Below are 13,889 nucleotides of genomic sequence, written 5' to 3'. Positions count from 1 at the left end.
CGGTCGCTAGACATTCGTGTAAGACGATCGTCTAGCGCACCGGGTACGGTACGGCGGTCAGTGCGGTGGGACGGGGATCAGACCAGGTTGACCGAGCGGGCCGAGGCCGCGCCGATCTCCGCCGCGATGTCCGCGAGCACGTTCGCCGGGACGGTCTCGTCGACGGTGAGCACGACCAGCGCCTCGCCGCCCTCCACCGTCCGGGAGACCTGCATGCCCGCGATGTTCAGACCGGCCTCGCCGAGGATCCGGCCCACCGTGCCGACGACGCCCGGACGGTCCTCGTAGCGCAGCACCGCCATGTGGTCGGCGAGCGCCAGGTCCACGTCGTAGTCGCCGACCGCGACGATCTTCTGCAGGTGCTTCGGGCCCGCCAGCGTGCCGGAGACCGAGACCTCCTGACCGTTCGCCAGCGTGCCGCGCACGGTGACCATGTTGCGGTGGTCGGGCGACTCGGAGCTCGTCGTCAGGCGCACCTCGACACCGCGCTCCTGCGCGAACAGCGGCGCGTTGACGTACGACACGGTCTCGTCGACCACGTCCTCGAACACGCCCTTGAGCGCGGAGAGTTCGAGCACCTTCACGTCGTGCTGGGTGATCTCGCCGTACACCTCGACGTCGAGGCGGGCCGCGACCTCACCGGCTAGCGCCGTGAAGATCCGGCCGAGCTTCTCGGCCAGCGGCAGACCCGGCTTGACGTCCTCGGCGATGACGCCGCCCTGGACGTTCACCGCGTCCGGGACCAGCTCGCCGGCGAGCGCCAGGCGCACCGACCTGGCGACCGCGATGCCGGCCTTCTCCTGGGCCTCGTCCGTGGAGGCGCCGAGGTGCGGGGTGCAGACGACCTGGTCGAGCTCGAAGAGCGGGGAGTCCGTGCAGGGCTCCTTCGCGTACACGTCGAGGCCCGCGCCGGCGACCCGGCCCTCCTTGAGCGCCGAGTACAGCGCCGCCTCGTCCACGATGCCGCCGCGCGCGGCGTTGACGATCCGGACCGACGGCTTGACCTTGTGCAGCGCCTCGTCGCCGATGAGACCGAGGGTCTCCGGGGTCTTCGGCAGGTGGACGGTGATGAAGTCGGCGACCTCGAGCAGCTCGTCCAGGGACAGCAGCTTCACGCCCATCTGGGCGGCGCGGGCCGGCTGCACGTAGGGGTCGTACGCGACGATCTTCATGCCGAAGGCGGACATCCGCTGGGCGACCAGGACGCCGATGCGGCCGAGGCCGACGACACCGAGGGTCTTCTCGCTGAGCTCGACGCCCGTGTACTTCGAGCGCTTCCACTCGCCGTTCTTCAGCGCGGTGTTGGCCTGCGGGATGTTGCGCGCGGTGGCGACGAGCAGACCGCACGCGAGCTCGGCGGCGGTGACGATGTTGGAGGTCGGGGCGTTGACGACCATCACGCCGGCCTTGGTGGCGGCGGAGACGTCCACGTTGTCCAGGCCGACACCGGCGCGGGCGACGACCCGCAGCTTCTTGGCGGCGGCGATGGCCTCCGCGTCGACCTTGGTCGCGGAGCGGATCAGGATGGCGTCGACATCGGCGATCGCGGGCAGCAGTTCGGCGCGGTCCGCGCCGTTGCAGTGCCGGATCTCGAAGTCCGGGCCCAGGGCGTCGACGGTGGCGGGCGACAGCTCTTCAGCGATGAGTACGACGGGTTTCGAGCTCACGTTGAGTCCTCACAGAGACGGTGCGGACGGCCGTCCCGACGGCCGCAGCAGTGGAGGGGGCTAGCCGCGTGAAAGCGCACGACGCTGTGGGCCAGACGCGATGTTGTTGAGCAGTGTAGTGGTGCGCAGGCGCGGTTCCTGCGCCTCCTTGGCAGGATCACCCGTCCGTGGTTGGACGGGGTGTCCAAGGCCGTGGGGCGAGGTGTCCAGGATGTGGCACGGGGCCGGACGAACCGCCCGACCCCGCGCCCAGGAGGCTTACGCCTCCTCGTCGTTCACCCAGCTCATGAGCTTGCGCAGCTCCTTGCCGGTGGTCTCCAGGAGGTGCTTCTCGTCCTGGGTCTTGTACTCGTTGTACTTCTTCAGACCGCCGTGGTACTCGTCCATCCAGTTCTTGGCGAAGGTGCCGTCCTGGATCTCCGCGAGGACCTTCTTCATCTCGGCCTTGGTGGCGTCCGTGATGATGCGCGGGCCGGTGATGTAGTCGCCCCACTCGGCGGTCTCGGAGACGGACCAGCGCATCTTCTCCAGGCCGCCCTCGTACATGAGGTCCACGATCAGCTTCAGCTCGTGGAGGCACTCGAAGTACGCGATCTCCGGCTGGTAGCCGGCCTCGACCAGGGTCTCGAAGCCCGCCTTCACCAGGGCGCTGGCGCCACCGCAGAGGACGGCCTGCTCGCCGAAGAGGTCGGTCTCGGTCTCCTCGGTGAAGGTCGTCTTGATGACGCCGGCGCGGGTGCCGCCGATCGCCTTGGCGTACGACAGGGCCAGGGCGAACGCGTTGCCCGTGGCGTCCTTCTCGACGGCGGCGATCGCCGGGACGCCGCGACCCTCCTCGTACTGGCGGCGGACCAGGTGGCCCGGGCCCTTCGGGGCGACCAGGGCGACGTCGACGCCGGCCGGGGGCTTGATGAAGCCGAAGCGGACGTTGAAGCCGTGGGCGAAGAAGAGGGCGTCGCCGTCCTTCAGGTTCGGGGCGATGGACTCCTCGTAGACCTGGGCCTGGATCGGGTCCGGGATGAGGATCATGATGACGTCGGCCTCGGCGGCGGCCTCGGCGGGCGTCACCACGCGCAGGCCCTGCTCCTCGGCCTTGGCCTTGGACTTGGAGCCCTCGTGCAGACCGACGCGGACGTCCACGCCCGAGTCGCGGAGCGACAGCGCGTGGGCGTGTCCCTGGCTGCCGTAGCCGATCACCGCGACCTTGCGGCCCTGGATGATGGACAGGTCGGCGTCGGCGTCGTAGAACAGCTCGGCCACTGGGAATCTCCTTGAGGTGCTGGTGTTGCTCCCACCGTACGGCGGGGTGCGGGAGGAAGGTTTTCGGGTCTCGCCAGGCGGACCACCGGGTGGACCGGCGGTCACGGCCTGTTGACGACAGAGAGTGTCACGCGCTGCGGTCGAGGGCCCGCAGGGACCGGTCCGTGATGGACCGGGCGCCACGCCCTATGGCGATGGTGCCGGACTGGACGAGCTCCTTGATGCCGAACTGCTCCAGCATCTTCAGCATCGCCTCGAGCTTGTCACTCGAACCGGTGGCCTCGATGGTGACCGCCTCCGGCGAGACGTCCACGGTCTTCGCTCGGAAGAGCTGGACGATCTCGACGATCTGGGAGCGGGTCTCGTTGTCGGCGCGGACCTTCACCAGGACGAGCTCGCGCTGGATCGCAGCGCTGGGCTCGAGTTCGACGATCTTCAGGACGTTGACCAGCTTGTTGAGCTGCTTGGTCACCTGCTCAAGGGGCAGGTCCTCGACATTGACCACGATGGTGATGCGGCTGATGTCGGGGTGCTCGGTGACACCGACGGCGAGGGAGTCGATGTTGAAGCCGCGACGGGAGAACAGGGCGGCGATCCGGGCGAGGATGCCGGGGGTGTTCTCGACCAGGACGGAGAGCGTGTGCTTGGTGGACATGGTGTGGGTCTCTTCCCTCTAGCTCTTCTTCGCTCTGCGGCTCAGTCGTCTTCGCCGTCGCCGAAGTCGGGGCGGACGCCCCGCGCGGCCATGACCTCGTCGTTGGAGGTGCCCGCGGCGACCATCGGCCAGACCTGGGCGTCCTCGTGGACGATGAAGTCGATCACGACCGGGCGGTCGTTGATGGCGTTGGCCTCGGCGATGACCTTGTCGAGGTCGGCCGGGTCCTCGCAGCGCAGCGCGACACAGCCCATGGCCTCGGACAGCTTGACGAAGTCCGGGATACGGGTGCCCCGGGCGTCCGGGTTGACGTCGTCCGGGCCGGAGTGCAGCACCGTGTTGGAGTAGCGCTGGTTGTAGAACAGCGTCTGCCACTGGCGGACCATGCCGAGGGCGCCGTTGTTGATGATGGCGACCTTGATCGGGATGTTGTTCAGGGCACAGGTGACCAGTTCCTGGTTGGTCATCTGGAAGCAGCCGTCGCCGTCGATGGCCCAGACCGTGCGGTCCGGCGCGCCGGCCTTGGCGCCCATGGCGGCCGGGACGGCGTAGCCCATCGTGCCGGCGCCGCCGGAGTTGAGCCAGGTGCGCGGCTGCTCGTAGTCGACGAAGTGCGCGGCCCACATCTGGTGCTGGCCGACGCCGGCGGCGAAGATCGTGCCCTCCGGCGCCAGCGCGCCGACGCGCTGGATGACCTGCTGCGGCGACAGGCTGCCGTCCTCGGGCAGGTCGTAGCCGAGCGGGTAGGTCTCGCGCCACCGGCTGAGGTCGCTCCACCAGGCGCTGTAGTCGCCCTTGTGGCCCTCGGTGTGCTCGGCCTGGACGGCCTGGACCAGGTCGGCGATGACCTCGCGGGCGTCACCGACGATCGGGACGTCGGCGGCGCGGTTCTTGCCGATCTCGGCCGGGTCGATGTCGGCGTGGACGATCTTGGCGTACGGGGCGAAGCTGTCCAGCTTGCCGGTGACGCGGTCGTCGAAGCGGGCGCCGAGGGCGACGATCAGGTCGGCCTTCTGCAGGGCGGTGACGGCGGTGACGGCACCGTGCATGCCGGGCATGCCGACGTGCAGCGGGTGGCTGTCGGGGAACGCGCCGAGCGCCATCAGGGTGGTGGTGACCGGGGCGCCGGTGAGCTCGGCGAGGACCTTCAGCTCGGCGGTGGCGCCGGCCTTGATGACGCCGCCGCCGACGTACAGGACGGGCCGCTTGGCGGCGGTGATCAGCTTGGCGGCCTCGCGGATCTGCTTGGCGTGCGGCTTGGTGACCGGGCGGTAGCCGGGCAGGTCGGTCTGCGGCGGCCAGCTGAAGACCGTCTTCGCCTGGAGGGCGTCCTTGGCGATGTCGACCAGGACCGGGCCGGGGCGGCCGGTCGAGGCGATGTGGAACGCCTCGGCGATCGTCCGCGGGATGTCCTCGGCCTTGGTGACCAGGAAGTTGTGCTTGGTGATCGGCATCGTGATGCCGCAGATGTCCGCCTCCTGGAAGGCGTCGGTGCCGATCGCCTTGGAGGCGACCTGGCCGGTGATCGCGACCAGCGGGACCGAGTCCATGTGGGCGTCGGCGATCGGCGTGACCAGGTTGGTGGCGCCCGGGCCGGAGGTCGCCATGCAGACGCCGACCTTGCCGGTGGCCTGGGCGTAGCCGGTGGCGGCGTGGCCCGCGCCCTGCTCGTGGCGGACCAGGATGTGGCGGACCCGCTGCGAGTCCATCATCGGGTCGTACGCCGGGAGGATGGCGCCGCCCGGGATGCCGAAGACGGTGTCGGCGCCCACTTCCTCGAGAGAGCGAATGAGGGACTGCGCACCCGTGACGTGCTCGACGGTGGTGGCGGGCTGTGCGCCGCTACGGGGTCGCGGCTGCGGATGGTGCCCGGTGGCCTGCTCGGTCATCAGCATTCTCTTCTCGAAGCAGAGGGTTTTTGCGAGGGTTTGGTACGACTTCGGGGTGTTCCGGTGCAACAAAAAACCCCTCGTGCCGTGAGGCAAGCGAGGGGAGCGCGTCGGGTGCTTTTCAGGCGGACCTTCTGGAGGGCCTGCCTCAGCCGACGCGCTTGCCAAGTACGAGAATTCGGGTGCGCATGGCACTGACCCTCCCCCCGACGCGCAGTCACTGTCAAGTGGGTGGGACGGGCGTCTCATTATGTGAGCGCACGGGAGGCCGGTTTCCGGCGGTCAGAGCGCTCACGGGGGTCACGGCGGACGCGGCGTTCACCGGAACGGACGCGCCCGGCAGCGGGTACTCGTCCCGGACGAGCGCGCGGCGCAGCCGGTACTCGTCGAGCGGGCCGGAGAAGGCCATGCCCTGGCCGTGGGTGCAGCCCATGGCGCGCAGGGCGAGGACCTGCTCGGGCATGTCGACGCCGTCGGCGACGGACTGCATCCCGAGGTCGCCGGCGATGCGCAGCAGACCGCTGGTGATCTTGCGGAGTCTGGCCGATTCCACCACGCCCTCGACCAGGCCCCGGTCCAGCTTCAGCAGGTCGACGGGGAGCCGGCGCAGCGCGCTGATGGCGGCGTGGCCGCTGCCGAAGCCGTCGAGGGCGATCCGGACGCCGAGCCGGCGCAGGGCGGCGAGCCGCTGCTCCAGCTCGTCGAAGGTCACCCGGGGGTCCCGGGGGTCGGTGTCGGCGAGCTCGATGATCAGGGACCCGGAGGGCAGCCCGTGCCGGGTGAGCAGGGCCTCGACGGAGCCGAGCGGCATGGAGCGGTCGAGCAGCCGGCGCGCGGAGAGCCGGACGGTGACCGGGGTGCGGTGGCCGATCCCGGCCCGTTCGGCGGCCTGCTCGACGGCCTCCTCCAGGAGCCAGCGGCCGAGCTCGGCGGTGCGCTCGCCGTCGTCGGCGGCCCGCAGGAACTCCGCCGGGGTGAACAGGATGCCCTGCGCGGAGCGCCACCGGGCCTGGGCGGCGACGGCGGTGATCCGGCCGGTGGCCAGGTCCACCACGGGCTGGTGCAGCAGGGCGAACTCGCCGTCGTGCAGGGCGGTGCGCAGCCGGGCGGCGAGCTCGGTGCGCTTGACCACCTCGGCCTGCATCTGCGGGGCGTAGAGCTCGACCCGGTCCTTGCCGCCGGCCTTGGCGCGGTACATCGCGAGGTCGGCGTTGCGCAGCAGGTCGCCGGCGCTGATGCCGGGCTCGGCGAAGGCGACGCCGATCGAGGCGGCGACCCGCACCTCGTTGCCCGCCTGCAGGCGGTACGGCTGGGAGAGCCGGAGCCGCAGCCGGTCGGCGATGTCGTGGACCCGGCACTCGCGGGCGGCCTGGTCGCGGGTGCCGTCGCCGAGGATGAGCGCGGCGAACTCGTCGCCGCCGAGCCTGGCGGCGGTGTCCCCGGCCCGTACGGCGTCCTGGAGCCGGCGGGCGGCCTGGACGAGCAGCTCGTCGCCGGCCTGGTGGCCGAGGCGGTCGTTGACCGCCTTGAAGCCGTCCAGGTCGATGAAGAGCACGGCGGTGCCGGGGTCGGTGGCGCGGCGGCCGCCGAGCGCGCCGCGCACCCGCTCGGTGAACAGGGCGCGGTTGGGCAGGTCGGTGAGCGGGTCGTGCTCGGCGTTGTGCCGCAGCTGGGCCTGCAGGCGGACCCGCTCCGTGACGTCGCGGCTGTTGAAGAGCAGGCCGCCCTGATGGCGGTTGACGGTCGACTCGACGTTCAGCCAGGCGCCGGTGCCGGAGCGGAAGCGGCACTCGATCCGGGTGGTGGGCTCGTCGGCGGGCGAGGCGGCCAGGAAGCGGCGCACCTCGTGGACGACGGCGCCGAGGTCCTCGGGGTGGATGAGCGAGGCCAGCTCGGAGCCGACCAGGTCCTCCGCCTCGCGCCCGTACACGCCGGCGGCGGCGGGGCTGACGTACCGCAGTATGCCGGTGGGCGCGGCGATCATGATGACGTCGCTGGAGCCCTGCACGAGCGACCTGAAGTGGTTCTCCTTCTGGGCCAGTTCGTGGGTGAGCGCGATGTTGTCGAGCAGCATGATGCCCTGCCGGACGACGAGGGCGAGCACCACCGCACAGCCGGTGAGGACGACGACGCGGTCCACTCTGCGTCCCTCGACGACGTTGTACAGGATGCTCAGGGTGCAGACCGCCGCCGCGAGGTACGGCGTGAGGGCGGCCAGCGATCCGGCGAGGGGGCGGCTGTGCGGGTGCCGGGCGGCGCGGGCCGGCGCGGGCAGCGGGTCGACGTGCCGGCGCGCGCCCCACGGCGCGTAGGCGAGCAGCAGGGAGCCCGCGAACCAGCCGGCGTCCAGGAGCTGCCCGGAGCTGTAGTGCTCGCGCAGCAGCGGCGAGGTGAACAGGGCGTCGGACAGTACGGTGAGCGCGAGCGCGGCGATGGCCGTGTTGACCGCGGAGCGGTTGAGGTGGGAGCGGCGGAAGTGCAGCGCCAGCACCATGCTGACGAGGACGATGTCGAGCAGCGGGTACGCGAGCGAGAGCGCGGCGCGCGCGACGCTCTCGCCCGGCACGTACGCCGTGTGCGCGAGGGCGAGGCTCCACGAGAGGGTGAGCAGCGAGCCGCCGATCAGCCAGGCGTCGAGCCCCAGGCAGACCCAGCCGGCCCGGGTCACCGGCCGCTTGGCGAGGACGAGCAGTCCGACGATCGCGGGCGGGGCGAAGAGCAGGAAGCACAGGTCGGCGACGGAGGGGCTGGGCACGGGGCGGCGCAGCACCACCTCGTACCAGCCCCAGACGGCGTTCCCGGCGGAGGCCATGAAGGACGAGAAGGCGAAGAGCAGCCAGGCGGGGCGGAAGACGCGGTGGTGGCCGCGGGCGTAGAGCAGGCAGGAGACGGCGGCGGCGAGCGCGGCGGCGCTCAGTCCGAAGTCGCCCATGACGAGCGCGAGTTCCTCGGAGCCCCAGCCGAGCGCGGCGCCGGTCGCGTATCCGCCGCAGATGAGCCCGAGCCCGATCTGCGCGAGCACCCCACCGGCCCCGCCCGCGGGCCGCTGCGGCACCCCGGGCCGCGTCGCCCCTGCCCCTGCCCCGACCCCGGACCCGGCCCGACGCCGGACGAGCGTCCCGGTGCTCACCGGCTCCTCCGAAAGCTCGCACGGATGCCCGTGCGCCCGCTGCGGCGCGTCTCCGTCCCCGCCACCCTCCGACCGCACACCGGCATGTCCGCCACATCCACCGACCGGCTCGCCGTCGCAGCACGCCACGGGGGGCACGGCGGGGCCGCCGGCCGCACCGCCCGAGTCGTCACCTGCGCCGGGCGCAGCGGGGCCGTCGGCCGAGCTGCCGGTTCTGCCGGATGCGTCGCCCGCGCGGAGCGCGGCGGCGTCGGCGACCGTCGCGTCCCGGCCGGGCTCGCCGGCAGCGCCGCCGTCCCGGCTGCCGTCCTGGCGGTCGACCGGAGTGCCACAGGCGGGGGAACCGCCGTCGCGGTGCGACGGCACGGAGGCGAGGCCGTCGGCGGTCGCGGTGTCGCTCGCGCGGGGCGCGGGGACGGCGAGGGAGCGGCCGGACGCCCCCGCCGTGCGGCGCTCGACGAAGGGCGGCTCGGGCGCGACGGGCCGACCGGGGTCCCCGGGCACGCGACGCTCGGCGCGAGGCTGTTCGGGTGCAGCGGGCCGGCCGGGGCCCCCGCCCATACGGCGCTCGCCGCAAGGCTGTTCCGGTGCGGCAGGCCGGCCGCCATCCCCAGGCGGGCGACGCTCGGCGCGAGGCTGTTCGGGCGCGGCGGGGCGGTCGAGGTCCCCGGGCACGTGGCGCTCGGGTGCGGCCGGTCTGGCGGAGGTGGCGGGTTGGTCCGGGACCGTGCGGTCGGGGAGGGTGGCCGGCGGCGGCGTGGCCGCGCCGGATCGGCGGTCGCTCGGCCGTGTTTCACCCGTCGCCCCCCTCGGAATCTGATGACCCGTCACTTCGCTCCCCAGCGTCTGCCCGTACCTCGACGCAGTCCCCCGCTCCCGGACGATACACCAGGATCGTCACTCAGGGACAGGGGATAAGTACTCTGCGTGATGACCAGGGGGCTCGCGTGCGGCGCACTCCGGGGGCGTGCGCGCCCCGGGGCGGTCTCACGTGGTCAGGACGACGTTCGCCAGCTCCTCCCCCGCCGCGAACCGCGTCAGCTGGGCCGCGAGCAGGCGCTTCGCGCGGGGCATGAACGCCGAGGTGGAGCCGCCCACATGAGGGGTGACGAGGACGCCCGGAGCGTGCCACAGCGGATGGCCGGCGGGCAGCGGTTCGGGGTCGGTGACGTCGAGCGCCGCCGTGATCCGGCCGCTCTCCACCTCCTTCAGGAGCGCCGCGGTGTCCACCACGGAGCCGCGCGCCACGTTGACCAGCAGCGCGCCGTCCTTCATCCGGCCGAGGAAGCCCGCGTCGGCGAGGTGACGGCTCTCGGGGGTCAGCGGCACGGAGAGCACGACCACGTCGGCCTCGGGCAGGAGCGCGGGCAGTTCGGTGAGCGGGTGCACGGGGCCGCGCTCCGTGGCACGCGCGGAGCGCGCGACGCGCACGACCCGCGCGCACTCGAACGGCGCGAGCCGGTCCTCGATGGCGGCGCCGATCGACCCGTACCCGACGATCAGCACCGACTTGTCGGCGAGCGCCGGGTAGAAACCGGCCCGCCACTCCTCCGCGTCCTGGCCGCGCACGAAGCCCGGGACGCCGCGCAGCGAGGCGAGGATCAGGGCGAGCGTCAGCTCCGCCGTGCTGGCCTCGTGCACGCCCCGGGCGTTGCACAGCCGCACGCCCGGCCGCAGCGCGCCGACCCCGGGCGTGACGTGGTCGATGCCGGCCGACAGGGTCTGCACGGCCCGGACGTTGGTCATCCCGGCGAGCGGCCGGACGGCGATCGCCTCGCCCTTCATGTACGGCACGACATAGAAGGCGCAGTTCGCGGGATCGGCCGGGAAGTCCGGCTCGCCGTCCCAGTAACGGTAGTTCAGGCCCGACGTGCCGGGCGCGGGGAGTCCGTCGATCTCCTCGGCCGGAATCGGAAGCCACACGTCCGTGGCGGCGGCGGGGGCGGTCTGTTCGAGTGTCATGTCCGCGAGGCTATGCGAAGGATCCCGCGGCCCATTGGTTACTTTGGGGGACGGCACAGGGAGGGGTAGCGGCACGGTGGAGCGCAGGACGATCGGGGCGGCGGCGCTCGGGGTGGGGGCGGTGGGTCTCGGCTGTATGCCGATGAGCTGGGCGTACAGCGGCTCGGAGCGGCGGGGCGACCGCTCGCTGCGGGCGGTGCACGCGGCCCTGGACGCCGGGGTGAACCTGCTCGACACCGCCGACATGTACGGCCCGTTCACCAACGAGCTGCTGCTCGGCCGGGTGCTCAAGGAACGCCGTGCCGACGCCTTCGTGTCGACGAAGTGCGGGCTGCTGGTGGGCGACGGGCACGTCGTGGCCAACGGCCGCCCCGGCTACGTCCGGCGCGCCTGCGACGCCTCGCTGCGGCGGCTCCAGACCGATGTGATCGACCTCTACCAGCTGCACCGGGCCGACCCCGAGGTGCCGGTCGAGGAGACCTGGGGCGCCATGGCCGAGCTGGTCCGGGCGGGCAAGGTGCGGGCGCTCGGGCTCTGCGCGGTGGACGCCCGGTCGACCCGGCGGGGCACGCGCGGCGGCGACCATGAGGGAACGATCCGGCAACTGGAGCGGATCCAGCAGGTCTTCCCGGTCAGCGCGGTCGAGGCCGAGCTGTCGGTGTGGTCGCCGGAGGCCCTGGAGCGGCTGCTGCCCTGGTGCGCGGCGCGCGGGGTGGGCTTCCTGGCCGCGATGCCGCTGGGCTGCGGCTATCTGACCGGAACCCTGAAGCCGGGCGGCGGCTTCGAGGCGGACGACCCGCGGGCCCGCCATCCGCGCTTCACGGCCGAGATGATGGCCGCCAACCAGCCGCTGGTGGCGGGCCTGCGCCGGGTCGCCGCCCGGCACGGCGCGGACGTCACACCGGCGCAGGTGGCGCTCGCGTGGGTGCTGGCGCAGGGCCGGCACGTGATCCCGATCCCGGGCGCGAAGCGGGAGCGGTGGGCCGTGGAGAACGCGCGGGCTGCGGAGCTCGTTCTGGACGCGGCGGACCTCGCGGAGATCGCGAGGCTGCCGGCGCCCCGGGGCTCGTGGGACTGAGGGACGACCGGGCACTACGGAGAGGACCGGGAGCATGGGCAGAGGCGGATTCGTGGTGAGGGGTGCGGCGGGCGCGGTCGCCGCCCTGTTGCTGGCCGCCGGGTGCTCCTCGCCCTCGGAGCCCTCGAAGCCCGCCTCGCCCTCCTCCCCCTCCTCGCCGCCGGCACCGTCGGCGCACCCCGCCACGGCGGTCCGCGTCCGCGTCCTCGGCACCCTCACCCGGGACCTGAAGTCCCCGTGGGGGCTCGTCGAGCTGCCCGGCGGCGATCTGCTCGTCTCCTCACGGGACGAGCGGACGATCACCCGCGTCGACGCGAGGACCGGCCGCAAGACCTCGCTCGGCGAGGTCCCGGGCGTCGTCCCGGGCGGCGAGGGCGGGCTGCTGGGGCTCGCGCTGCGGGACGGCCTGCTGTACGCCTACCTGACCTCCGCCACGGACAACCGGATCGTCCGCATGCGGTACGGGGGCGGAGCGGGCGACCGGCTCGGGAAGCCGGAGCCGGTGCTCACCGGCATCCCCAAGGGGCTGATCCACAACGGCGGCCGGATCGCCTTCGGGCCGGACGGGATGCTGTACGCGGGGACCGGCGAGACCGGGCGGCGCGCCCTCGCCCAGGACAGGGGCTCGCTCGGCGGCAAGATCCTGCGGATGACTCCGGAGGGCCGCCCCGCGCCCGGCAACCCGTTCCCGGGCTCCGTCGTCTGGTCGTACGGCCACCGCAACGTCCAGGGGCTCGCCTGGGACGCGGACGGGCGGCTGTGGGCGTCGGAGTTCGGCCAGGACACCTGGGACGAGCTCAACCTGATCGAGCCCGGGCGGAACTACGGCTGGCCGGTGGCCGAGGGCCGCGCCGGGCGGGCCGGCTACACCGACCCGGTGGCCCAGTGGCCCACCGACGAGGCGTCGCCGAGCGGCATCGCGTACGCGCGCGGCGCGATCTGGCTGGCCGCGCTGCGGGGGCAGCGACTGTGGCGCGTTCCGCTCTCCGGAGCGGAACGTTCCGGAGAGCCCCAGGCGTTCCTGAAGGGTGAGTACGGGCGGCTGCGCACGGTCCTGGCGACCGCGGGCGGCACCCGGCTCTGGCTGGTGACCAACGAGACCGACACCCGGGGCACCCCGGAACCGGGGGACGACCGCATCCTCCGCCTGGAGGTCTCGCCCTAGCGGATGAGGAAGGCGAGGCCGATGTTCAACGCCATGGACGAGTTCTTCGCGCCCGGCCGCAAGCACACCGAGGACGAGCGGCAGCGCCTCGCCCTGACCCGGGAGGACCTCGGTGACGGCGATCCTTCCCGGGGGCCGATAGACCTGACCTCCGGGAAGGTGACCATACGCGTACCGTCCGCGCCCCCCGCTGCCGAGCACGGCTGATCAGACCTGCGGGGCCTCCAGGAGGCGCAGCCGGTGGGCCATCGCCGCCGCCTCGCCGCGCCCCGCGACGCCCAGCTTCGCGAGGATGTTGGAGACGTGGACGCTGGCCGTCTTCGGCGAGATGAACAGCTCCTCGGCGATCTGCCGGTTGGTGCGGCCCTCGGCGACGAGCCGCAGCACGTCCTGTTCGCGCGGGGTCAGACCGAAGGCGTCGTCCTGCTCCGGCTCGGCCCGCTCGGGGGCCGCGGCCGCGCCGGTGACCGGGGCGAGCCGGGCGCGGGCGGCGAGCAGTTCGATGTCCTCGCGCAGCGGGTGCGCCCCGAGGAGTACGGCGGTGGTGTGGGCGTCGCGGAGCAGCGCGGCGGCCTCGTCGCGGCGGCCGCCCTCGGCGAGGAGCGCGTCGGCGAGCCGCCGACGGACCCGGGCCAGGTCGTAGGGCCGGTCGAGGGGCTCGTAGGCGGCGACGGTCTCGGCCCAGCGCTCGGCGGTGTCGCGTCCCTCGGCGCGGGCGAGTTCGGCGGAGACGTGCAGCGAGTGGGCCTGCCAGACGGGTGCGGGCGCGGCCAGGCCCCGTGCGCTGCGGCGGATCAGGTCGAGCGCGGCGGCGCGGCCCTCGGCGGCGGCGGGCAGGCCGAGGTTGTCGGCCTCGGCGGTGGCGGCGGCGAGCAGGATCGGCCAGCCGTAGCGGTGGGTGCCGGGCGGGAAGCCGGCCTCGGCGGCGGCGGCGAGCCCGGTCCGTACGTCGGCGAGCCGGCCTTCCGCGACGGCGAGGAGGGCGGTCACGTGCGCGACGATCAGGTTGTACTGCGGTATCGGGTCGCGGCCGTGGCCGTAGCGCTCGTCGGCCTCGGCGAGGCGGGCGGCGGCCGCGGCGGT

10 protein-coding genes are annotated in these 13,889 nt (G+C 73.1%); 3 read left to right on the top strand and 7 right to left on the bottom strand.

The window, feature by feature from the left end:
* Positions 1–77: 77 nt before the first annotated feature.
* From serA to ACWEV0_RS21675, 6 genes are all read right to left on the bottom strand, one after another.
* Positions 78–1,667, bottom strand: coding sequence for a phosphoglycerate dehydrogenase (gene serA, locus ACWEV0_RS21700; protein ID WP_453151012.1), 1,590 nt, complete (start codon positions 1,665–1,667; stop codon positions 78–80).
* A gap of 258 nt (positions 1,668–1,925) precedes the next feature.
* Positions 1,926–2,927, bottom strand: a complete 1,002-nt coding sequence (gene ilvC / locus ACWEV0_RS21695) for a ketol-acid reductoisomerase (RefSeq protein ID WP_403791815.1) — start codon at positions 2,925–2,927, stop codon at positions 1,926–1,928.
* Between the two features lie 127 nt (positions 2,928–3,054).
* The gene (ilvN, locus tag ACWEV0_RS21690; protein ID WP_046905405.1) at positions 3,055–3,582 is read right to left on the bottom strand and encodes an acetolactate synthase small subunit; all 528 of its coding nucleotides are present in this window, start codon (positions 3,580–3,582) and stop codon (positions 3,055–3,057) included.
* Between the two features lie 41 nt (positions 3,583–3,623).
* Positions 3,624–5,477 carry an acetolactate synthase large subunit gene (locus tag ACWEV0_RS21685; protein WP_453151011.1) on the bottom strand — a complete coding sequence of 618 codons (1,854 nt, stop codon included), beginning with the start codon at positions 5,475–5,477 and terminating at the stop codon, positions 3,624–3,626.
* A gap of 217 nt (positions 5,478–5,694) precedes the next feature.
* On the bottom strand, positions 5,695–8,526 hold the full coding sequence (locus tag ACWEV0_RS21680; protein ID WP_453151045.1) for a putative bifunctional diguanylate cyclase/phosphodiesterase: 2,832 nt from the start codon (positions 8,524–8,526) through the stop codon (positions 5,695–5,697).
* Between the two features lie 1,062 nt (positions 8,527–9,588).
* Entirely contained in the window at positions 9,589–10,563 is a 975-nt protein-coding gene (locus ACWEV0_RS21675; protein WP_453151010.1) for a 2-hydroxyacid dehydrogenase, read from the bottom strand.
* 76 nt (positions 10,564–10,639) lie between these two features.
* Here ACWEV0_RS21675 and ACWEV0_RS21670 point away from each other — a divergent pair, with 76 nt between their 5' ends.
* The 3 genes from ACWEV0_RS21670 to ACWEV0_RS21660 are packed head-to-tail and all read left to right on the top strand — an operon-like array spanning position 10,640 to position 13,013.
* A complete protein-coding gene (locus tag ACWEV0_RS21670; RefSeq protein ID WP_453151009.1) occupies positions 10,640–11,641 on the top strand; it encodes an aldo/keto reductase in 1,002 nt (333 codons plus the stop codon).
* Between the two features lie 34 nt (positions 11,642–11,675).
* Positions 11,676–12,806, top strand: coding sequence for a PQQ-dependent sugar dehydrogenase (locus ACWEV0_RS21665; protein ID WP_453151008.1), 1,131 nt, complete (start codon positions 11,676–11,678; stop codon positions 12,804–12,806).
* Positions 12,807–12,827: 21 nt separating this feature from the next.
* Complete coding sequence (locus tag ACWEV0_RS21660; RefSeq protein ID WP_453151007.1) at positions 12,828–13,013, top strand: DUF6191 domain-containing protein; 186 nt, start codon at positions 12,828–12,830, stop codon at positions 13,011–13,013.
* Here ACWEV0_RS21660 and ACWEV0_RS21655 read toward each other — a convergent pair.
* On the bottom strand, positions 13,014–13,889 hold an 876-nt coding region (locus tag ACWEV0_RS21655; protein ID WP_453151006.1), incomplete at its 5' end, for a helix-turn-helix domain-containing protein.

It is taken from the genome of Streptomyces sp. NPDC003943 (assembly GCF_053605265.1).
Note: the sequence above shows the minus strand (reverse complement) of the source record. Positions and strands in the feature narration are given on the sequence as shown.

Coding starts and splice junctions, on each gene's coding strand:
- ilvN (WP_046905405.1), bottom strand. CDS start 3,582: ATGTCCACCAAGCACACGCTCTCCGTCCTGGTCGAGAACACCCCCGGC.
- ACWEV0_RS21685 (WP_453151011.1), bottom strand. CDS start 5,477: ATGCTGATGACCGAGCAGGCCACCGGGCACCATCCGCAGCCGCGACCC.
- ACWEV0_RS21675 (WP_453151010.1), bottom strand. CDS start 10,563: ATGACACTCGAACAGACCGCCCCCGCCGCCGCCACGGACGTGTGGCTT.
- ACWEV0_RS21665 (WP_453151008.1), top strand. CDS start 11,676: ATGGGCAGAGGCGGATTCGTGGTGAGGGGTGCGGCGGGCGCGGTCGCC.
- ACWEV0_RS21660 (WP_453151007.1), top strand. CDS start 12,828: ATGTTCAACGCCATGGACGAGTTCTTCGCGCCCGGCCGCAAGCACACC.